This window comes from Hydrogenophaga sp., assembly GCF_035481345.1.
GTDB lineage: Bacteria > Pseudomonadota > Gammaproteobacteria > Burkholderiales > Burkholderiaceae_C > Hydrogenophaga.
In genome coordinates, this window is sequence record NZ_DATIGV010000026.1 from 15,518 (window position 1) to 36,673 (window position 21,156).

At 66.2% G+C, this 21,156-nt stretch carries 16 protein-coding genes; 1 reads left to right on the forward strand and 15 read right to left on the reverse strand.

Annotated elements, in window-relative coordinates; all coding sequences use genetic code 11:
• Positions 1-13: 13 nt before the first annotated feature.
• The 14 genes from mlaE to VLG41_RS02720 form a co-directional block, all read right to left on the reverse strand.
• Positions 14-799, reverse strand: coding sequence for a lipid asymmetry maintenance ABC transporter permease subunit MlaE (mlaE, locus tag VLG41_RS02655; RefSeq protein WP_325347853.1), 786 nt, complete (start codon positions 797-799; stop codon positions 14-16).
• On the reverse strand, positions 799-1,614 hold the full coding sequence (locus VLG41_RS02660; protein WP_325347854.1) for an ABC transporter ATP-binding protein: 816 nt from the start codon (positions 1,612-1,614) through the stop codon (positions 799-801). Before VLG41_RS02660 ends, mlaE begins: the two co-directional genes overlap by 1 nt.
• Positions 1,615-1,709: 95 nt before the next feature.
• On the reverse strand, positions 1,710-3,176 hold the full coding sequence (locus tag VLG41_RS02665; RefSeq protein ID WP_325347855.1) for a glutamate synthase subunit beta: 1,467 nt from the start codon (positions 3,174-3,176) through the stop codon (positions 1,710-1,712).
• Positions 3,177-3,215: 39 nt separating this feature from the next.
• The gene (locus VLG41_RS02670) at positions 3,216-7,994 is read right to left on the reverse strand and encodes a glutamate synthase-related protein (RefSeq protein WP_325347856.1); all 4,779 of its coding nucleotides are present in this window, start codon (positions 7,992-7,994) and stop codon (positions 3,216-3,218) included.
• A gap of 187 nt (positions 7,995-8,181) precedes the next feature.
• Entirely contained in the window at positions 8,182-8,889 is a 708-nt protein-coding gene (locus VLG41_RS02675; protein WP_325347857.1) for an REP-associated tyrosine transposase, read from the reverse strand.
• Positions 8,890-8,930: 41 nt separating this feature from the next.
• Positions 8,931-10,124 (reverse strand): CynX/NimT family MFS transporter, encoded by a 1,194-nt coding sequence (locus tag VLG41_RS02680; protein WP_325347858.1) that lies wholly within the window; start codon positions 10,122-10,124, stop codon positions 8,931-8,933.
• Positions 10,121-11,284 (reverse strand): deoxyguanosinetriphosphate triphosphohydrolase, encoded by a 1,164-nt coding sequence (locus VLG41_RS02685; protein WP_325347859.1) that lies wholly within the window; start codon positions 11,282-11,284, stop codon positions 10,121-10,123. The genes VLG41_RS02680 and VLG41_RS02685 overlap by 4 nt, the downstream gene beginning before the upstream one ends.
• A 61-nt stretch (positions 11,285-11,345) precedes the next feature.
• Positions 11,346-12,470 (reverse strand): 3-dehydroquinate synthase, encoded by a 1,125-nt coding sequence (gene aroB, locus VLG41_RS02690; RefSeq protein ID WP_325347860.1) that lies wholly within the window; start codon positions 12,468-12,470, stop codon positions 11,346-11,348.
• A gap of 43 nt (positions 12,471-12,513) precedes the next feature.
• Positions 12,514-13,077 (reverse strand): shikimate kinase, encoded by a 564-nt coding sequence (locus VLG41_RS02695; protein ID WP_325347861.1) that lies wholly within the window; start codon positions 13,075-13,077, stop codon positions 12,514-12,516.
• The gene (pilQ, locus tag VLG41_RS02700) at positions 13,078-15,207 is read right to left on the reverse strand and encodes a type IV pilus secretin PilQ (protein ID WP_325347862.1); all 2,130 of its coding nucleotides are present in this window, start codon (positions 15,205-15,207) and stop codon (positions 13,078-13,080) included.
• Positions 15,204-15,746 carry a pilus assembly protein PilP gene (locus tag VLG41_RS02705; protein WP_325347863.1) on the reverse strand — a complete coding sequence of 181 codons (543 nt, stop codon included), beginning with the start codon at positions 15,744-15,746 and terminating at the stop codon, positions 15,204-15,206. The genes pilQ and VLG41_RS02705 overlap by 4 nt, the downstream gene beginning before the upstream one ends.
• The gene (locus VLG41_RS02710; protein WP_325347864.1) at positions 15,743-16,414 is read right to left on the reverse strand and encodes a type 4a pilus biogenesis protein PilO; all 672 of its coding nucleotides are present in this window, start codon (positions 16,412-16,414) and stop codon (positions 15,743-15,745) included. Before VLG41_RS02710 ends, VLG41_RS02705 begins: the two co-directional genes overlap by 4 nt.
• A gap of 14 nt (positions 16,415-16,428) precedes the next feature.
• The gene (locus VLG41_RS02715) at positions 16,429-17,046 is read right to left on the reverse strand and encodes a PilN domain-containing protein (RefSeq protein ID WP_325347865.1); all 618 of its coding nucleotides are present in this window, start codon (positions 17,044-17,046) and stop codon (positions 16,429-16,431) included.
• Positions 17,043-18,122, reverse strand: coding sequence for a pilus assembly protein PilM (locus VLG41_RS02720; protein ID WP_035620287.1), 1,080 nt, complete (start codon positions 18,120-18,122; stop codon positions 17,043-17,045). The genes VLG41_RS02715 and VLG41_RS02720 overlap by 4 nt, the downstream gene beginning before the upstream one ends.
• A gap of 266 nt (positions 18,123-18,388) precedes the next feature.
• Between VLG41_RS02720 and VLG41_RS02725 the strand changes: the two genes are divergently transcribed.
• On the forward strand, positions 18,389-20,809 hold the full coding sequence (locus VLG41_RS02725) for a penicillin-binding protein 1A (RefSeq protein ID WP_325347866.1): 2,421 nt from the start codon (positions 18,389-18,391) through the stop codon (positions 20,807-20,809).
• Here the strand turns inward: VLG41_RS02725 and cyaY are convergent.
• Positions 20,799-21,128 (reverse strand): iron donor protein CyaY, encoded by a 330-nt coding sequence (gene cyaY / locus VLG41_RS02730; protein ID WP_291019513.1) that lies wholly within the window; start codon positions 21,126-21,128, stop codon positions 20,799-20,801. The two genes, VLG41_RS02725 and cyaY, sit on opposite strands and share 11 nt — an antisense overlap.
• Between the last annotated feature and the right edge of the window lie 28 nt (positions 21,129-21,156).

The following is a 21,156-nucleotide window of genomic DNA, read 5'->3' on the forward strand; positions in this document are numbered from 1 at the left end:
CTCCGATGGGCCCTCAGATGCTGAACATCATGGCAGTGAGCACGAAATCGAGACCCAGCACGGTGAGCGATGCCATCACCACCGTGCGGGTCGTGGCACGAGAGACGCCTTCCGGCGTGGGTTGCGCCAGGTAGCCCTGCAACAGGGCAATGAAGGTGACGGCGAAGCCGAAGACGGCGCTCTTGATGACGCCATTACCGACGTCCGCCCAGACGTCCACGCCGCCTTGCATCTGGCTCCAGAAGGCGCCGCCGTCCAGGCCGATGAGGCCGACACCGACCACCCAGCCGCCGATGACGCCGACCGCGCTGAACACCGCCGCCAGCAAGGGCATGGCGATGACGCCGGCCCAGAAGCGCGGCGCCAGCACGCGGCGCACGGGATCCACGGCCATCATTTCCATGGCACTGAGCTGTTCGCCCGCCTTCATGAGGCCGATTTCAGCGGTCAGCGAGGTGCCCGCCCGGCCCGCGAACAGCAAGGCGCTCACCACCGGGCCGAGTTCGCGCACGAGCGAGAGGGCCACCAGCAAACCCAGGGCTTCGGTGGCGCCATAGATGCGCAGCGTGTAGTAGCCCTGCAGACCCAGCACGAAACCCACGAAAAGGCCCGAGACGCCAATGATGGACAGCGAGTGGTTGCCCAGGAAATGGACCTGGTCGCGGACCAGTCCGAAACGGCGCAAGGCGCTGCCGCCCAGGGCGAGCAAACGCAGGAACAGGCGCGCGCCATAACCCAGCGCAGTGATCTGCTGGCGCACGGCGCGGCCGACGGTGGCGGGATGCAGGGCCTTGAGCATCAGGTGGCTCCCTCGCCGAAGTCCTCGGCCAGCGTGGGTGCCGGGTGGTGAAAGTGCACCGGGCCATCGGGCCGGGCGTTGACGAACTGCGCCACGAGCGGGTCGGTGCTGTGGCGCACCTCATCGGGCGTGCCCTGCGCGGCGATCTTGCCGTTGGCCAGCACGATCACCTGGTCGGCGATGCCGAAGGTCTCGTTCAGGTCGTGCGAGACCACGATGCTGGTGAGGCCCAGGGCGCCATTGAGTTCGCGGATCAGGCGCGCGGCGGTGCCGAGCGAGATCGGGTCGAGGCCGGCGAAGGGCTCGTCGTACATGACGAGTTCGGGGTCGAGCGCGATGGCGCGCGCCAGCGCCACGCGCCGCGCCATGCCGCCGGAGAGCTCGCTGGGCATGAGGTCGCGCGCGCCGCGCAGGCCCACGGCATTGAGCTTGAGCAGCACGATGTCGCGCACCAGGGCTTCGGGCAATTTCGTGTGTTCGCGCAGCGGAAAGGCCACGTTGTCGAACACGCTCATGTCGGTGAACAACGCACCAAACTGGAACAGCATGCCCATGCGCCGGCGCGCGGCATAGAGCGCGCGCTGGTCCATGGTGGTGACGTCGGTACCGTCGAACAGGGTCTGGCCGCGCTGGGCGCGGATCTGGCCGCCAATGAGGCGCAGCACCGTGGTCTTGCCACCGCCCGAGGCGCCCATGAGCGCCGTGACCTTGCCACGCGGCACGGTCAGCGAGATGTTGTCGAGGATCACCCGCGGGCCGTAGCCGAAGGTGAGATCGCGCAGTTCGACGAGGGGGGTGGGCGGGGTGGTGCTCATCAAGCAAAAGCCGGGCATGGACCCGGCCGCCGCATGATACGGGATCCCGACTGAGCGGAATCCCGTCGCACCCTTACGTTTTGGTAATCGAGTGTTCAGCGCGGCAGGTCGGAATACCCCATGAGGAATTCGTCCACCGAACGCGCGGCCTGGCGCCCTTCGCGGATGGCCCAGACCACCAGCGACTGGCCCCGGCGCATGTCGCCCGCGGCGAACACCTTGGGCACGTTGGTCGCGTAGCCGCCGGTGAAATCGGTCGTGGCCTTGGCGTTGCCGCGGGCGTCCTTGTCGACACCGAAGGCCTCGAGCACCGTGGCCACGGGGTTGGTGAAGCCCATGGCGAGCAGCACCAGATCGGCCTGGTACTCCTTCTCGGTGCCAGGCACCTCGACGAACTTGCCGTCCTTGAATTCCACGTGCACGGTCTTCAGGCCCGTGACCTTGCCGTTCTTGCCGATGAATTCCTTGGTGGACACCGCGAACTCGCGCGTGCAGCCTTCTTCGTGGCTGGAGCTGGTGCGCAGCTTGAGCGGCCAGTAGGGCCAGACCAGGGGCTTGTTCTCCTGCTCGGGCGGCTGGGGCATCACCTCGAACTGGGTGACGCTGAGCGCGCCGTGGCGGTTGCTGGTGCCCACGCAGTCGGAGCCGGTGTCGCCACCGCCGATGACGATGACGTGCTTGCCGTCGGCGCGCAGTTGCCCTTTGATCTTGTCGCCCGCGTTGACCTTGTTCTGTTGCGGCAGGAACTCCATGGCGAAGTGGATGCCGTCGAGCTCGCGGCCGGGCACGGGCAGGTCGCGGCTCTGCTCCGAGCCGCCGGTGAGCAGCACGGCGTCGAACTCGGCCTGGAGCTGCTCGGCGCTGACGGTTTCCTTGGCCCAGTTGGTGACCTTGCTGCCGGCGGGCATGGCGCCCACCAGCACGCCGGTGCGGAATACCACGCCCTCGGCCTGCATCTGCTCGACGCGGCGGTCGATGTGCGACTTCTCCATCTTGAAGTCGGGGATGCCGTAGCGCAGCAGACCACCGACGCGGTCGTTCTTCTCGAACACGGTCACGTCGTGACCGGCGCGCGCCAGTTGTTGCGCGGCCGCCAGCCCCGCGGGGCCGGAGCCCACCACCGCCACCTTCTTGCCGGTCCTGTGCTTGGCCGGTTGCGCCGGCACCCAGCCTTCGGCCCAGGCGCGGTCGATGATGGCGTGTTCGATGGACTTGATGCCCACCGGGTCGTCGTTCACGTTGAGCACGCAGGCGGCCTCGCAGGGCGCGGGGCAGATGCGGCCGGTGAACTCGGGGAAGTTGTTGGTGCTGTGCAGGACCGTGATCGCGTTCTTCCAGTCGCCCTGGTAAACGAGGTCGTTGAAGTCCGGGATGATGTTGTTGACCGGGCAGCCGCTGTTGCAGAACGGCGTGCCGCAGTCCATGCAGCGCGCGCCCTGGACCTTGGCCTGCTGGTCATCGAGACCGACGACGAATTCCTTGTAGTGCTTCAGGCGATCGGGCACGGGCGCGTAGCCCTCCTCGATGCGCTCGTATTCCATGAAGCCGGTGACTTTTCCCATGGTGCTGTCCTGTCTCTCGTGGGGCGGTATCTCGTGGACTTACTTGGCTGGCACGGTGGCCTTCTTGGCCGCGCCCTGCGCCTTGGTGGTCGCGGCGGCGGCCGTCTGCTTCGCGGCCATCTCGCCCAGCGCGCGCTTGTATTCGTTCGGGAACACCTTGACGAACTTGCCACGCGCCGTGGCCCAGTTGTCCAGCAGTTCGCGCGCGCGCTTGCTGCCGGTCCAGCGGTTGTGGTCTTCCAGCAGCTTCTTGAGCAGGGCTTCGTCGGTCTGGCCGCGGTGCCAGGTGCCAGGGGCGGATGCAGCCTCCTGTTCCTTGGCCGTGGGCACGCCCTCCAGGCTCACCATGGCCGTGTTGCAGCGCTCGGCGAAGCGGCCATCCTCGTCGTAGACGTAGGCCACGCCGCCGCTCATGCCGGCGGCGAAGTTGCGGCCGGTCTTGCCCAGCACCACCACAGTGCCGCCGGTCATGTACTCGCAACCGTGGTCCCCAGTGCCCTCCACCACCGCGGTGGCGCCCGACAGGCGCACCGCGAAGCGCTCGCCGGCCACGCCGGAGAAGTAGGCCTCGCCCGTCGTCGCGCCATAGAGCACGGTGTTGCCCACGATGATGTTGCGCGTGGCCTCGCCGCGGAAGTCGATGCTGGGGCGCACCACCACGCGGCCACCCGACAGGCCCTTGCCGGTGTAGTCGTTGGCGTCACCGATCAGGTACATCGTGATGCCCTTGGCCAGGAAAGCGCCGAAGGACTGGCCGCCCGTGCCCTCGAGCTGGATGCGGATGGAGTCGTCCGGCAGGCCTTCGGGGTGATGCTTGGTGAGCTCGCCGGAGAGCATGGCGCCCACGGAGCGGTTCACGTTGCGAGCGACCTCGATGAACTGCACACGTTCGCCTTTCTCGATGGCGGGTCGGCATTTCTCGATCAGCACCTTGTCCAGCGCCTTCTCCAGGCCGTGTTCCTGCTGCTCGGTGTGCTTGCGCGGCACTTCGGCCGGCACGGCGGGCAGGGCCAACAGGCGGCTGAAGTCCAGGCCCCGCGCCTTCCAGTGCGCGATGCCGGCGCGCGTGTCGAGCAAGTCGGCGCGGCCGACCAGTTCGTCGAAGGTGCGGATGCCCAGCTGCGCCATGATCTGGCGCGCCTCTTCGGCGACGAAGAAGAAGTAGTTGACGACGTGCTCGGGCTTGCCCGAGAACTTCTTGCGCAGCACCGGGTCCTGCGTGGCCACGCCCACCGGGCAGGTGTTGAGGTGGCACTTGCGCATCATGATGCAGCCCTCCACCACCAGCGGCGCGGTGGCGAAGCCGAACTCGTCGGCACCCAGCATGGCGCCGATGACCACATCGCGACCGGTCTTCATCTGTCCGTCGGCCTGCACACGGATGCGGCTGCGCAGGCGGTTGAGCACCAGGGTCTGCTGGGTCTCGGCCAGGCCGATTTCCCAGGGGCTGCCCGCGTGCTTGATGGACGACCAGGGCGAGGCGCCGGTGCCGCCGTCGTGACCAGCGATCACCACGTGGTCGGCCTTGCACTTGGCCACGCCCGCGGCGATGGTGCCCACGCCCACTTCCGACACGAGCTTGACGCTGATGCTGGCGTGCGGCGCCACGTTCTTCAGGTCGTGGATGAGCTGGGCCAGGTCCTCGATGGAGTAGATGTCGTGGTGCGGCGGCGGGCTGATGAGGCCCACACCCGGCACGGAGTAGCGCAGCTTGCCGATGTAGGTGGACACCTTGCCGCCGGGCAACTGGCCGCCCTCGCCGGGCTTGGCGCCCTGCGCCATCTTGATCTGCACCTGGTCGGCGCTCTGCAGGTACTCGGCCGTGACGCCGAAGCGGCCCGAGGCCACCTGCTTGATCTTCGAGCGCAGGCTGTCGCCGTCTTCCAGCGGCAGGTCGACCTCGACCACGTCCTCGCCGATGATGGATTTCAGCGTCTCGCCCTTGGTGATCTTGATGCCCTTGAGCTCGTTGCGGTAGCGGCGCTCATCCTCACCGCCCTCGCCGGTGTTGCTCTTGCCGCCGATGCGGTTCATGGCCACGGCCAGCGTGGCGTGTGCCTCGGTGCTGATGGAGCCCAGCGACATGGCGCCGGTGGCGAAGCGCTTGACGATCTCCTTGGCGGGCTCCACCTCGTCGATGGGGATCGCCTTGCTCGGGTCGAGCTTGAACTCGAACAGGCCGCGCAGCGTCATCTGGCGACGGCTCTGGTCGTTGATGATCTGGGCGTATTCCTTGTACGTGTTCCAGTTGTTGGCGCGCGTGCTGTGCTGCAGCTTGGCGATGGCGTCGGGCGACCACATGTGCTCTTCGCCGCGCGTGCGCCAGGCGTATTCGCCGCCGGCGTCCAGCATGCTGGCCAGCACCGGGTCGTCGCCGAAGGCGGCCTTGTGCATGCGGATGGCTTCCTCGGCGATCTCGAAGACGCCGATGCCTTCCACGCGGCTGGCGGTGCCGGTGAAGTACTTGGCCACGGTGTCGCTGTTGAGGCCGATGGCCTCGAACAGCTGGGCGCCGCAGTAGCTCATGTACGTGCTCACGCCCATCTTGGACATGATCTTGGACAGGCCCTTGCCGATCGCCTTGGTGTAGTTGTAGATGGCCTTGTCGGCGCTGAGCGCGCCAGGCAGGTCCTTGTGGATGGCGACCAGGGTCTCCATCGCCAGGTAGGGGTGCACGGCCTCGGCGCCGTAGCCGGCCAGCACGGCGAAATGGTGCACCTCGCGCGCGGTGCCGGTCTCCACCACCAGGCCGGCGCTGGTGCGCAGGCCTTCACGCACCAGGTGCTGGTGGATGGCTGAGAGCGCCAGCAGCGCGGGGATGGCCACCTGCGCCGGGCCCACACCGCGGTCGCTGATGATGAGGATGTTCTTGCCGCCCTTGATCGCGTCCACCGCGGCCGCGCACAGCGAGGCCAGCTTGGCTTCCACGCCCTCGCGGCCCCAAGCCGCGGGGTAGGTGATGTCCAGCGTGACGCTGCGGAACTTGCCCTGCGTCACTGCTTCGATGTTGCGCAGCTTGGCCATGTCGGCAAAGTCCAGCACGGGCTGGCTCACCTCCAGGCGCATCGGCGGGTTGACCTGGTTGATATCGAGCAGGTTGGGCTTGGGGCCGATGAAGGACACCAGCGACATCACGATGGCTTCGCGGATCGGGTCGATCGGCGGGTTCGTGACCTGCGCGAACAACTGCTTGAAGTAGTTGTAGAGCGGCTTGTTCTTGTCCGACAGCACCGCCAGCGGGCTGTCGTTGCCCATGGAGCCGATGCCCTCCTCGCCGTTGGTGGCCATGGGGCTCATGAGGAACTTGATGTCCTCCTGCGTGTAGCCGAAGGCCTGCTGACGGTCCAGCAGTTCGGGCGAGACGCGCTCCACACCGGCCGACTGCGGTTCGGTCTGGGCCACGGGCAGTTCCTGCGCGGCCTCGCCGGCCACCGGGTGCTCCACGTCGTCCAGGCGGATGCGCAGGTTGTCGATCCACTGCTTGTAGGGCTTGCTGTTGGCGAGGTTGGCCTTGAGCTCCTCGTCATCGATCATGCGGCCCTGCTCCAGGTCGATCAGGAACATCTTGCCGGGCTGCAGGCGCCACTTGCGCACGATCTTGTTCTCGGGCACGGGCAGCACGCCCGATTCCGAGGCCATGATGACCAGGTCGTCGTCGGTGACGCAGTAGCGCGAGGGGCGCAGGCCGTTGCGGTCCAGCGTGGCGCCGATCTGGCGGCCGTCGGTGAACACGATGGAGGCCGGACCGTCCCAGGGCTCCAGCATGGCCGCATGGTATTCATAGAAGGCGCGGCGGCGCGGGTCCATGGTGGTGTGCTGTTCCCAGGGCTCCGGGATCATCATCATCACGGCCTGCGACAACGGGTAGCCCGCCATGGTGAGCAACTCGAGGCAGTTGTCGAAGGTGGCGGTGTCGGACTGGTGCGCGAAGCTGATCGGATAGAGCTTCTGCAGGTCGGCGCCCAGCACGGGCGAGCTCATCACGCCCTCGCGCGCCTTCATCCAGTTGTAGTTGCCCTTGACCGTGTTGATCTCGCCGTTGTGCGCGACGTAGCGGTAGGGGTGGGCCAGCGGCCACTCGGGGAAGGTGTTGGTGGAAAAGCGCTGGTGCACCAGGCCCAGGGCCGAGACGCAGCGCGGGTCCTGCAGGTCCTTGAAGTAGGTGCCCACCTGATCGGCCAGCAGCAGGCCCTTGTAGACCACGGTGCGGCTGCTCATGCTCACCACGTAGTACTCCTTGGAGTGCGTGAGCTTGAGGCGCTGGATGGCCGCGCTGGCGGTCTTGCGGATCACGTAGAGCTTGCGCTCCAGCGCATCCTGCACGATGACGTCGTTGCCGCGGCCGATGAAGACCTGGCGGATGATGGGTTCCTTGGCGCGCACCGTGGGCGACATGGGCATCTCCATGTTCACCGGCACCTCGCGCCAGCCCAGCAGCACCTGGCCTTCAGCGGCGATGGCGCGCTCCATTTCCTGCTCGCAGGCGAGGCGGCTGGCGTGCTCCTTGGGCATGAAGATCATGCCCACGCCGTACTCGCCGGCGGGCGGGAGTGTCACGCCCTGCGCGGCCATTTCCTCGCGGTACAGCGCGTCGGGCATCTGGATCAGCAGGCCCGCGCCATCGCCCATGAGCTTGTCGGCGCCCACTGCGCCGCGGTGGTCGAGGTTCTCGAGGATCTTGAGCGCCTGCTCGACGATCGCGTGGCTCTTCTCGCCCTTGATATGGGCCACGAAGCCGACACCACAGGCGTCGTGCTCGTTCGCCGGGTCGTACAGACCGTGCTGTTGCAGGTGCTCTTTTTCGGCGGCCGTGTTCATGGCGCTCATCCTTCTCGTCTGTGGGGCGAATCCGTCGGGATCGCGAGCTTATTGCATTGCACCATGCGTGCCAAGCATTTTAAATGGGGTCAGATTCCATTTAATTACTGATTTGTTTGATCAACATTTAAATGGGGACATATTTAAAGACTCGGTATTGGGGGTCCCGTTGGCCATGCTGGGCCGTTCAGGAGACGGCCTTATCCGCCGTCGCTGCGGCGGGGCGCCCCTTGGCGGCGCGCGACACGCGACGGCTGGTCTGCTTCTGCAGCTCTCCGGCGAAATCTTCGTCCCCCAGGGCCCAGCCGTGCAGGGCGGCATCGGTGATGGCCTTCTGCTGTTGCGCGCTGAGGCCCGATCGCACCCAGTCGGCGTAGGCGGCTTCGCGGGCGAAGGGGGTGTTGCCCAGGGCCCAGTAGACCGGGTGGGCGCTCAGGTACCGGTCCACGCGCTGACCAATGTGGTGCAGGTGGCTCGACCAGGGGTACTGGCGCGGCTCGGCCACCATGCCGGCACGCACCGGATTGAGCTCGATGTAGGCCATGCACGCCAGGAAGTAGCGCTCGGTCTGGATGAGGGTGGACTTGTAGCGGCCCTCCCACAGGGTGCCGGTGCGCTGGTGGCGGTCGTTGAAGCGGCGCACGTAGCTGCGCCCGACGTCCTGCATCCACCGTGGCACGCCCTCGGCGGTTTCAGGTGTGGCCAGCAGGTGGAAGTGGTTGTCCATCAACACCCAGGCGTGCAGTGCCACGCCGTGTTGGCGCGCCCGGGTGGTGATCAGTTCGAGCAGGGTTTCGCGGTCCTCGTCGTCGCGCACGATGGCCTGGCGGTTGTTGCCGCGCTGGATGATGTGGTGCGGGTAACCAGGAACGGTCAGGCGCGGCAGTCGGGCCATGGGGGGGAACCAGGAAATGGAATCTGACCCCAATTAAAGCATCAGGCCGGCAAGGTGCGCTGGATGCGGTGGGCGACCCAAAGGCCCAGCAGCGAGGCGGCACCGGTGACGACCCAGGTGAGCTGCCAGCCACCCATTTGCGTGGCCACCCAGGCCACGAAGGGGGGACCCGCGAACTGGCCGAGGGCCGAGAACTGCTGCATCCAACCCACGGTCGTGGAGAGGGTGTCCTCCCCCGGAGCCAAGCGGATCGCCAGGCCGAACAGGGTGCCGGGAATGAGCCCGCCGAGACCGGAGAACGCCAGGATGGCGAGGTACTGCACCACCGGCGCATCCTGCAGACCGAAGGCCAGCATCGCCCCGACGCCCATGGCCAGGTAGGCGAAGCCCATGACGACCCGGGGGCGCCCGCCCCGCGCGATCCAGCGGCCAGCGCCGATGTTGCCCGCCATGTTCACCGCGGCGGCGCCCGCGCTCAGCACGCCGGCCGTCATGCCGCCGAACCCCGCTTGCGCCAGGATAGTGGGCAGGAACCCCACGACCGCCAGCCATTGCCCCGAGTAGAGGAAGAACGCCAGGGCGACCAGCCAGGGACCGGGCGCCGCGAGTGTGCGGCGCAGGCGAGGAGCGATCGAGGCGCCCTGCCCCGCCAGCACCGCGTCGGGCGGCAAGCCCCGCCACAGGCCCACCAGCGCCAGCAGCGAGCACGCCGTCAGGCCCAGCCACACGGCGCGCCACCCCAGCCATTCGATCACCGGCGCCCCCAGCAGCAGCGCCAGCGCGGTGCCCAGGGGCATGTAGGCCCCCCACCAGCCCAGGGCCTTGGCGAGCAGGCGCGGATCGGCCACGTGGCGCCGGATGAGGCCCGGCGCCGGCAGCACGGCGAGCAGGAAACCCAGGCCCTCCAGGGCCCGCGACGCCAGCAGGTCGGCGGGCGACACCGCCATCGCACCCCAGGCGCTGCCCAGGGCCAGGCCGATCAGGCCGAACAGCATCACCCGCCGCGGCCCGAGGCGGTCGGCCGCCAGGCCCACGAACAGGCCCAGGGTCATGCCCGCCAGTTGCACCAGCGAGAGCAGGAAGCCCGCTTGCACCAGGCCCACCCCCAGGCCGGACTGCAAGGCGGGAATGGCCACGGGCAGCTTGCCGATGTGCAAGGCGCAGGTGACGCCCACGGCCACCACCAGTGCGGCGGCGCGGACGGCGGCGGATGAAGAGGACGGCCGGGATGTCATGGAAAGAGAACCGCGCCGAACAGGCGCTCGTGCTCGCGGATGGCGAAGCGGTCGGTCATGCCGGCGATGTAGTCCGCCACGGCGCGCTCCAGGTGGCGGCGCTGCCCGTGGGCGTCGGGCATTTCACCGGGCTCGGCGAGGTAGCGATCGAACAGGTCCTGGATCACCCGACGCGCGCGGCCGGTGGTTTCGACCACCTGCGGGTGGCGGTAGAGGTTGCGGAATAGGAAGGTCTTGAGCGCCTGGCTGCGCTCGCGCATCGAATCCGAGAACGCCACAAGCGCCGGCAAGGCGCGCGCCTCGTCGGCGCTTTGCACGCCCGAGCGTTCCAGGCGCTCGCGCGTGGCCGAGATCACGTCGTACACCTGATCGCTGAGCATGCGCCGGATGCTTTCGAACAGCAGCCGCCTCCCCTGCAGGTGCGGGTGTTCCTGCAGGGCCTGGCGACGGTAGTGGTCGAACAGTTCCACGGATTCGAGTTGCTCCAGCGTGAGCAGGCCGGAGCGCACGCCGTCGTCGATGTCGTGCGCGTTGTAGGCGATTTCGTCAGCGAGGTTGCACAACTGCGCCTCCAGCGAGGGCGAGCCACCGCGCAGAAAGCGCGCGGCCACACCACCGGGTTCGAGGCGCTCCAGCCGCTCGGCGTTGCGCCGCGAGCAGTGCTTGAGGATGCCTTCGCGCGTCTCGAAGGACAGGTTCAAGCCATCGAACGCGGGGTATCGCTCCTCGAGTTCATCCACCACGCGCAGGCTCTGCAGGTTGTGCTCGAAGCCCCAGCCATCGGGCGCTCGGCCATCGGGACCCAGCGCCTGCAAGGCCGCGTGCAGTGCGTCCTGACCCGCGTGACCGAAGGGGGTGTGCCCAAGGTCGTGCGCCAGCGCCACCGCTTCGACCAGGTCTTCGTTGAGACACAGCGACCGTGCGATGCTGCGGCCGAGCTGGGCGACCTCCAGCGAGTGCGTGAGACGGGTGCGAAACAGATCGCCCTCGTGGTTGAGGAACACCTGCGTCTTGTAGACCAGCCGGCGAAACGCGGTGGAATGAATGACCCGGTCGCGGTCGCGCTGGTACTCGGTGCGAGTGGGCGCGGGCGGTTCCGGGTAGCGTCGTCCGCGGCTGCGCGCCGGGTCGCTCGCGTAGGGCGCGAGTGCGAGGTTCACGGGACGGCCCTCCGTGCAACACACCGCGAGGACGCGCGCGTGGGGAGCGGCCCGGCGGCGCTCATGCCGGTCGGCAACTGCGCGCGATCACGTCGGCCACCAGGGCGTCGCTGGCCGGCCTGAGCGAGGCACTACCCGGCGGATCGATCAGCACGAAACGGATCTCGCCGGCCTCGGCCTTCTTGTCGACGCGCATGAGTTCCAGGTAGCGATCGGCGTTCCGCGAAGGGTCGAGCACCGGCGCGACGATCGGAAGCCCGGCCCGCTTCACCAGGGTGGTCAACCGCTTCACGAAGGCCTCGTCCACCAGGCCCAGGGCCTGCGACAGCCGCGCGGCCATCACCATGCCGCAGCCCACCGCCTCACCGTGCAGCCAGGCGCCATACCCCATGCCGGCCTCGATCGCATGGCCGAAGGTGTGGCCGAAGTTCAGGATGGCGCGCACACCCGACTCGCGTTCATCGGCGCCCACCACCTGTGCCTTGATCTCGCAGCTCCGGCGCACGGCGTGCGCCAGACACGCCGGATCGCGCGCCATGAGTGCGTCGATGTTGGCTTCGATCCAGTCGAGGAAAGCCATGTCGGCAATCGGCCCGTACTTGATGATCTCGGCCATGCCGGCACTGAATTCGCGATCGGGCAGCGAACGCAGCACGTCCAGGTCGCACACCACCTTCAGCGGCTGGTGGAAGGCGCCGATCATGTTTTTGCCAAGGGGGTGGTTGATGCCCGTCTTGCCACCCACCGACGAGTCCACTTGCGCCAAGAGGGTGGTGGGCACCTGCACGAAGGACACGCCCCGCATGTAGCACGCGGCCGCGAAACCGGTCATGTCACCCACCACGCCGCCGCCGAGCGCGTACAGCACGGTCTTGCGGTCGCAGCCGGCCTCCAGCAAGTGATCGAAGATGGTTTGCAGGGTGAGCCACTGTTTGTGGGATTCGCCGTCGGGCAGCACCACGTCCAGCACGCGCGCGTGGCGAGCCTGCAGCGCGCCACGCAACGCCGGCAGGTACAAGGGCGCCACCACCTCGTTGGTGACGATCACGCCCGTGCTCGCGCGGGGCAGGTCGGCGAAGGTTTCGCTGCGGCCGATCAGGTCGGCGCCGATGTCGATGTCGTAACTGCGGTCGCCCAGGTCGATGCGAACGCGTTGTGTCTCGGTGATCCGGGTGGCGGGCAACATGTCTCGAGTGTATGCCGGCCTCTGCCGGGCGCCGACGCAGCGGTCAAGACGTCGGTGGCGGGTCGTGTTGCGGGACGTTCGCCACCCAACCAGCCAGTTCCAGTTGCATGAGGATCATGTTGACCAGTGTCGCCACGGAAGGGCGGCCCGTGTCGATGGCGAAGTGCGCCGTCTCGGCATACAGGGGGTGCCGTTGGGCGTACAGATCCTTGAGCCTGACCAAGGGATCGGCCACTTGCAGCAGGGGGCGATGGCGATCGTTGCGCAGGCGGCGGGCCAGGTCTTCCGGCGTGGAGCGCAGATAGACGACGCGCCCGCGATCGTGCAGGCAGGCACGGTTTTCCGGGCGCAGCACAGCACCGCCACCGGTGGCAACCACTGCCAAGGGGCCACCCGTGACTTCGTCAATGACCTGCGATTCGAGGTCCCGGAACGCCTCCTCCCCCTCACGGTCGAAGAACGCGCGGATGCTCGACCCGATGCGTTGCTCGATCACCTGATCGGAATCGACAAAGGGCAAACCCAGGCGCCGGGACAGTTGGCGCCCGACGGTGGATTTGCCCGATCCAGGCAGCCCGACCAGAAAGACCGACTGCGAGGCGTTCAATTAGTTGATGGCGGTGCGCCCCAGGACGCGCGGGGTGATGAAGATCAACAGCTCGGAACGCTGATCCAGCTGGTTGCGCGACTTGAACAGGTTGCCCACGCCAGGGAGGTCACCCAGCAGCGGCACCTTCTGGATCTCGTTGCGCTCGGTGCGCTCGAAGATGCCACCGATCACCACTGTGCCGCCGTTTTCGACGAGCACCTGGGTCTGCACGTGCTTGGTGTCGATCGCGATACCTTCGGCCGTGGTCTCGCCCCGGGTGTCCTTGTTCACGTCGAGGTCGAGAATGATGTTGCCTTCGGGGGTGATCTGCGGCGTCACCTCGAGCTTGAGGTTGGCCTTGCGGAACGCGATGGCCGTCGCACCGCTGGACGTGGCCGTCTGGTACGGGAATTCCGTGCCCTGTTCGATGAGCGCCTTGACCTGGTCCGCTGTGACCACTCGGGGACTGGACACGACGCGGCCCTTGCCATCGGATTCGAGGGCCGAAATCTCCAGCGCCAGGAAACGCGAGGCGTTCGGGCTGAACAGCGACAACGCATAGGACGCCGCCTGGCCGGACGGTGGCAAGGCCGGCAGGTTCACGAACGGCGACGATGTCAGCGCCGGACCGGTCGTCACGGCCGAGTAGTTGCTCCCGAAGTTGCCGCGCACCGGGTTGCCGTTGGCGGAACCCGCACTGAAGTCCCGTACGCCACCACCCAGACGCACACCAATGGACTTGCTGAAGTCGTCATCGGCTTCCACGATGCGCGCTTCGATCAGCACCTGGCGAATCGGAATGTCGAGCTTCGTGATCAGCTGCTGCACTTGCTCGAGACGCGAAGGAATGTCCGTGACGAACAATTGGTTGGTGCGCGGCTCGGCGATCACACTGCCTCGAGGAGACAGGATGCGCGCATTGCCAGAGCCGCTCGACGAACCACCGGAAGACCCCGTTCCCGACGTCAGCTGCGCGGCGATATCGGCCGCTTTGGCGTAGTTCATCTGGAACGACTGCGTGCGAACCTGCTCCAGGCTCTCCACCGTGGCGCGCGCTTCCAGCTCCTGCTTTTCTCGCGCCGCGATCTCATCGCGCGGCGCGATCCAGAGCACGTTGCCCGACTTGCGCAAGCCCAGGCCCTTGGCCTGCATGATGATGTCCAGCGCCTGGTCCCAAGGCACGTCCTTCAGGCGCAAGGTCACCGAGCCAGAGACGGAGTCGGACGTCACGATGTTGAAGTTCGTGAAGTCGGCAATGACCTGCAGCAGCGCACGAACCTCGATGTTCTGGAAGTTCAGCGACAACTTCTCACCCGTGTAGCCCGGGCCCTGGCTGAGCTTGTTCGGATCGATGCGTTGCTCACGCACCTCGAGCACGAACTGGTTGTCGCTCTGGTACGCGGAGTGCTCCCAGTTGCCCACGGAAGACACCACCATGCGCACCCGGTCACCGGTCTGCGTGGTCGTCACCGATTGCACCGGTGTGCCAAAGTCGGTCACATCCAGTCGGCGGCGCAGCCCTTCGGGCAAGGAGCTCTTCAGGAACTCGACGACCAGTCCGGAGCCCTGTTGCCGGATGTCGACGCCAACCTGGTTGTTGGGCAGTTCGACCACCACACGGCCCGTGTTGCCGGTCCCGCGGCGGAAGTCGATGTCGCGCAAGGCGCTGACGTCCAGATTGCGGCTCTCTGCAAAGTGGGTGGATGGGTTGGTTTGTGCCGTGACCGCCTCGGGCCGCTCCAGCACCACGAGCAGGCTGCTGCCCTCCACGCGCGTCTGGAACTGCGCGGGTTGCTTGAGGTTGATCACCACGCGCGTGCGGTCACCGGCCTGCACCACCGTGGCCGAGCGCAGGTTCCCTTCGTTGATGTCGACCGTGCTGCGGCCCATGGCATTGGCCACGCCCGGGAAATCAAGCGCGATGCGCGCGGGCGATTGCACGGAGAAACTCGATGGCGTCGCCTTCAAGGGCTCCGACAGATTGATCCGGATCACCTCGGCACCACTCTGGATGCCACCGGTCACCGACTGGATGGCGGTTTGTGCCTGAGCCCAGCATGCCGACAAGACGAGGCCGAGCACCAGCCCCCCCTTGACAATCCTCCGCCCCCACGCTGTTCCAGCGGTCGCCTGTTCTGGCTTGTTCATTTAGCGTCCTCTACTAACTGCAGCGCCGTGGGGCGCTCGATCCATTCACCCGACGGGTCTTGAACGATTTCGCGCAAGGCAATCTCGGTTTCGGTGATGCGGGTCACGCGTCCGAAGTTCTGGCCCAGGTACTGCCCCTGACGGACCTGGTACAGCAGACGATCCACCTTGATAAGCGCCACCAATTGGCCGGAGCGGTCAAGGCTGCCCACCATGGTCATGGAGTCCAGGGGGAAGGCTTCCAGCGGCTGACGCCGACGGGCCAGCTCCGGCTCGATCAGCGCGGCGTTGGCGGCGGTGGCCGTTTGGGTTCCGCGCAGCAGGCTGGCCAGCTTCTCCGTGCTGAAGGGCGGGGTCTCGCGTTCTACGCTGTAGGGCTGAGGCTCAAACCGCGTGGGTTCAGGAATCGGCTGCACAGACGGTTTGATCGAATTGCGTTCGGTCTGCATCCATGACTGCAGCTCGTCCTGCCCGGACGACGTGCAGCCCGCAAGCACAGCGGCCAGGGCCAACAGGGAGCAAGGTGCCAAGCGCTTCACTTCTTCGCCCCTTTCGCCTTCTGCTGGGCAGCAACTTCCTCTGGGTCGAGGTAGCGGAAGGTCTTGGCCACGCCGTCCATCGTCAGGTAGCCTTCACGGCCGGCAATGGGCGTGAGGCTGAGGTTGTTCAGGGTCACGATCCGGGACAGGTTGGCGACGTCAGCGGCGAACAGGCCGACGTCGTGGTACTTGCCCGTAACGCGAATGGTGATGGGCAATTCCGCGTAGTACTCGCGAACCACGATCTGGCCCGGGCGGAACAACTCGAACTGCAAACTGCGCCCCAGGCCCGCCTGGTTGATGTCGGAGAGCAAGGCGTCCATCTCGGCCTTGCTGGGCAGTTGCTTTTCCAGTTGCGTCACGTATTGCTGCACCTGCTCGAGCTGTTTGCGCAGGGCGTCCAGGTTGACTGCCTGCACCAGCTTGCTGCGATATGTGGTGCGCAGTTGTTCTTCACGGGCCTTCTCCGCCACCAGTTCTTCGTCGACTCCCTTGAGCCAGAAGAACCACAGCGCGGCCAGGACACCGACGCAGACCGCCACGAACAGCAGGTTGCGGGGCAATGCCGGCCACAAAGACGGGTCGTTGGGATCAAGGCCGGTGAACTGGGCGCGCAGCTTGTCCTGCACACCCTTGAGGTCGATATTGATGTTTGACTTCTTTGCCATCACGCCACCCTGGGTCAAACCTTGCCCGCCGCCGGTGCGGTGGCTGGCGCGGCGGAAGCAGCGGGCTTAGCCGCCGGCTTGCGCAAGGTCACGCGCATGGTGAAGTTGGCCACGCGGCGCGCGTCGGTGCCGCTGACTGCAGCGTTGGCGGACACGATCTCCACCAGTTCAGGGCGCGTCAGGGCCGGACTGTTGTTCGACAGGTTGCGCAGCAGTTCGGACACGCGCTCTTGCGATTGCGCGGTACCCGTGAGCAGCACGCTCATGTTCTCCTGCTTCATGGAACGCAGGAAAACACCTTCAGGCAATTGATTGACAAGTTCCTCGAGCAGGTACACGGGGAGGTTCCGACCCGCCTGAAGGTCTTCCACCGCCGTCTGACGAGCCCGCAGCGAAGCAATCTGCTGCTGCAGCGTTGCAATGTCCTTGATTTCCGCATCGAGCTTGGCGATCTCTTGCGTGAGGAACTGGTTGCGCTCTTGCTGGGCCGAGATCTGCCCCTGGTACCACGTGAAGACGGCCCCGCCGATGATGCCGCCCAACATGGCCGACAGCGCCAACTGCGTGAAGAACCGCTCCTTCTGGCGCTTGCGCGCTGCCTCGCGGTGAGGCAGCAGGTTGATGAGGATCATTGGTAGAACCTCCGCAGCGCCAAGCCGGTGGACGTCAGATACGCCGGCGCTTCACGGGAGATCTTTCGCGCCTGAATCGAGGACCCCAGTTCCATGGCGTCGAACGGATTGATCAACATGCAGGCGAACGACGTCTGGTGCGTCACCGCCTCGGTCAAGCCCAACAGGGCGGCACTGCCGCCCGCCAACAGGATGTGGTCGATCTTGTTGTACGGCGTGCTCGTGAAGAAGAACTGCAGGGCGCGTCCGACTTCCTGGGACATGCTCTCGATGAAGGGCTCCAGCACAGCGCTCTGGTAGTCCTCCGGCAGATCCCCGGACCGCTTCTTGGCTTCGGCCTCATCGGGAGAAAAGCCGTATTGGCGAATGATGAGCTGGGTCAGCTGGCCGCCGCCAAACGCCTGATCGCGCTCATACAGCACCTCGTCGTTGCGAATGACCTGAAGGCTGGTGGTCATTGACCCGATTTCAAACAGGGCCACCAATGCATCGACACCCTGATTCGGCAGGGTCTCGATGACACGGCCCGCAGCCAGGCGCGATGCATAGGACTCGACATCCATGACCACCGGCTTGAGACCCGCGGCTTCCGCCAGACCCTGGCGGTCGGACACCTTTTCCTTGCGAGAGGCTGCGATGAGCACCTCGACATCGCCCACGGAGGTGGCGCTGGGACCGACCACGCAGAAGTCGAGGCTCACCTCGTCAAGCGAAAACGGGATGTACTGGTTCGCTTCGGACTCGACCTGGGCTTCGAGCTCCTTGTCGCTCATGCCACCAGGGAGGACGATCTTTTTGGTGATCACCGCCGAGGCGGGAAGGGCCAGGGCCACGTTCCTGGTCTTGCTGCCGCTCTTGCGGACCACGCGCCGCACGGCATCGGCCACCTCATCGAACTTTTCGATGTTGCCATCGGTGATCCAGCCGCGCTCCAGCGGCTCCATGGCACACCGCTCCAGCACGAATTCACCCGCGCGGTTGCGACTGAGCTCCACGAGCTTGACGCTCGACGTGCTCACGTCAATGCCCAGCAAGGGCGCTGGTTCTCGGCTGAAAAGCGATCCCATTGAGATCAAGATGGCCCCCAAATCGCGTGGCGCGGTGCCCCGCCAGACTTAAGAAATCACTTCAATGCTAGCAGTAAGCCCATTGAGCGGCAAAGATTTATTGCCAAACGCACAATTCGAAACGTTGTCAAAAGCCGACGGGACAAGGACCCGGTATGTCGGACGGAACGCCCTTCGACAGACCGGATCCGATACCCACATCCACCCGCTCCGGTGATTCAATGTCGGCGTCCAGACCGACTTCTAAAATGCGGGACGTTTCAGTTCCAGTTCGCATGCCCCAAGAATCCAAGTCCTCTCAAGCAGGCACTGCGAAGGCAGTATCTGCGGCTCCTCGCACACTCATCTGGATCGGTCGCTTGGTGGTGGCTGTAGCCGGACTGGCGGCTGCGGGTGTTGCAGCCTTGTTGGTGGCGGTCGGCATCGCTTTGGCGGTGGCTTATCCCAACCTGCCCGACGTCACCGGTCTGGCCGACTACCGCCCCAAACTTCCCCTGCGCGTGCTCGCGGTGGATGGGCAACTCATCGGCGAATTCGGCGAAGAGCGACGCAACCTGCTGACGATCGACCAGATCCCCGATGTGATGAAGAACGCGGTGCTGGCCATCGAGGACGCACGTTTCTTCGAGCACAGCGGCGTGGACTACCGCGGCATGGTGCGGGCTGCGTTGGCCAACCTGCGGGAAGCCAAGAGCCAGGGGGCGTCGACCATCACCATGCAGGTGGCGCGCAACGTGTACCTGTCGGCGGAGAAGAGCTACACGCGCAAGATCTACGAGGTGCTGCTCACGTTCAAGCTGGAGCACATGCTCACCAAGGAGCAGATCCTCGAGATCTACATGAACCAGATCTTCCTGGGTCGGCGGGCCTACGGCTTCGCCTCGGCGTCGCAGATCTACTTCGGCAAGCCGCTGCAGAACGTGACCATCGCCGAAGCCGCGATGCTGGCGGGCCTGCCGCAGGCGCCCTCGGCCTACAACCCGGTGCGCAATCCCAAGCGCGCCCGCGCGCGCCAGCTGTACATCATCGATCGCATGGTGGAGAACGGCTTCATCACGCCCGAGCAGGCGGAACAGGCCAAGGCGCAGGAGATCAAGCTGCACCGCGGCGCACAGGACGAAGGCCTGCACGCGGAGTTTGCCGCGGAAATGGTGCGCCAGGCGATCGTGGCCCAGTACGGAGAAGCCGCCTACACGCGAGGACTCGTGGTGTCGACGACCATCGATCCGCGCGCGCAGGAGGCTGCGTACCGCGCGGTGCGCCAGGGCGTGCTGGACTATGAACGCCGGCAGTTCTACCGCGGTCCCGAACTGTTCATCGATCTGCCAGACAACCCTCAGGAGCGCGACACGGCCATCGACGAAGCCCTCGCGGAACGTCCCGACAACGGCGATCTGCTGTCGGCGGTGGTCCTGGAGGCGAGTGCGCGCAAGGTCGTGGTGATGCGCCAGGACGGCGAGCCGATCGAAATCACCGGTGAAGGCCTCAAGCCGGTGCAGAGCGGGCTGTCGGACAAGGCCGGGCCCAACATCAAGCTGCGTCCGGGCGCAGTGGTGCGCATAGTGAAGGTGGGCGACAAGTCCTGGCGCGTGACGCAGCTGCCCGAGGTGGAGTCCGCCTTCGTGGCCCTGGATCCGCGCAACGGCCGCATCGCGGCGATCATCGGTGGCTTTGATTTCAACAAGAACAAGTTCAACCACGCCACGCAGGCTTGGCGGCAACCGGGATCGAGCTTCAAGCCCTTCGTCTATTCCGCCGCCCTGGAAAAGGGCCTCACGCCGATGACGGTGGTCAACGACGCACCGCTCTTCTATTCCGCCGCGGAAACCGGTGGCAAACCCTGGGAGCCCAAGAATTACGACGGGCAGTTCGATGGCCCGATGTCCGTGCGGCGCGCGCTGGCGAAGTCGAAGAACATGGTGTCCATTCGCGTGCTGCAACTGGTGGGCACGCAGAACGCCCAGAGTTGGGTGACGCGCTTCGGCTTCGACGCGGAGAAGCACCCGCCTTTCCTCACCATGGCCCTGGGCGCCGGTGCCGTCACGCCGCTGCAGATGGTCACGGCCTATTCGGTGTTCGCCAACGGCGGGCACCGTGTGTCGCCCGTGCTCATCACGCGCGTGACGGATTCACGTGGCCGCGTGCTGTTCGAGGCCCCGCAGACCACGCTGGACAACGCGCCGCGCGCGATCGAGCCGCGCAACGCCTTCATCATGAACAGCCTCTTGCAGGAGATCACCCGCTCAGGCACGGCCGCGCGCGCGCAGGCCACCCTCAAGCGGCCCGACCTGTACGGCAAGACCGGCACCACCAACGACGCGGTGGACGCCTGGTTCGTGGGCTACCAGCCGACGCTCGCGGCCGCGGCCTGGGTGGGCTACGACACGCCGCGCAACCTTGGCAGCCGCGAAACCGGTGGCGGCCTGGCCCTGCCGATGTGGATTTCCTTCATGCAGGAGATGCTCAAGGACGTGCCCGTCACCACCTACAGCGCGCCGCCGGGCGTGGTCAACATCGGCGGCGAGTGGTACTACGAAGAGTACGGCCCCGGCAATGGAGTGCACGGCCTGGGCCTGGCCGATCCGTGGCCAGGCGCCCCCGGTGGCACGCCGGTCGATCCCAACGGTGTGCCTGTGCCGGCGCCGCTGCCGCCGGTGGAGAACCGGCGCAGCATCCTCGACCTGTTCAGGAACTGAAGCTCAGCGCCTCGCCCGACTGCTCACTCGCGTAGCGCGAGAGGTTGGCGAAGAATTCACCATTGCCCTTGGTGTCCATCCAGGCGCGCCCGTCGTGCTTGTAGTGAAAGCCTCCAGCGCGCGCGGCCATCCATACCTCGTGCAAGGGCTTCTGCAGGTTGATGACGATCTGGCTCCGGTTCGCGAAGGTCAGGGTGATCATGCCGCCCACACGCTGGTTGTCGATGTCCGCGTCGGTGTCTTCGTTGATGCGGTCGCAGTTCAGCTCGATGGCGCGCAACAGGGCCTCGGCGCGATCCTGGTATTCGAGGTCGGTCATTACAATGCGCAGGATGTTTGGGTGGCTG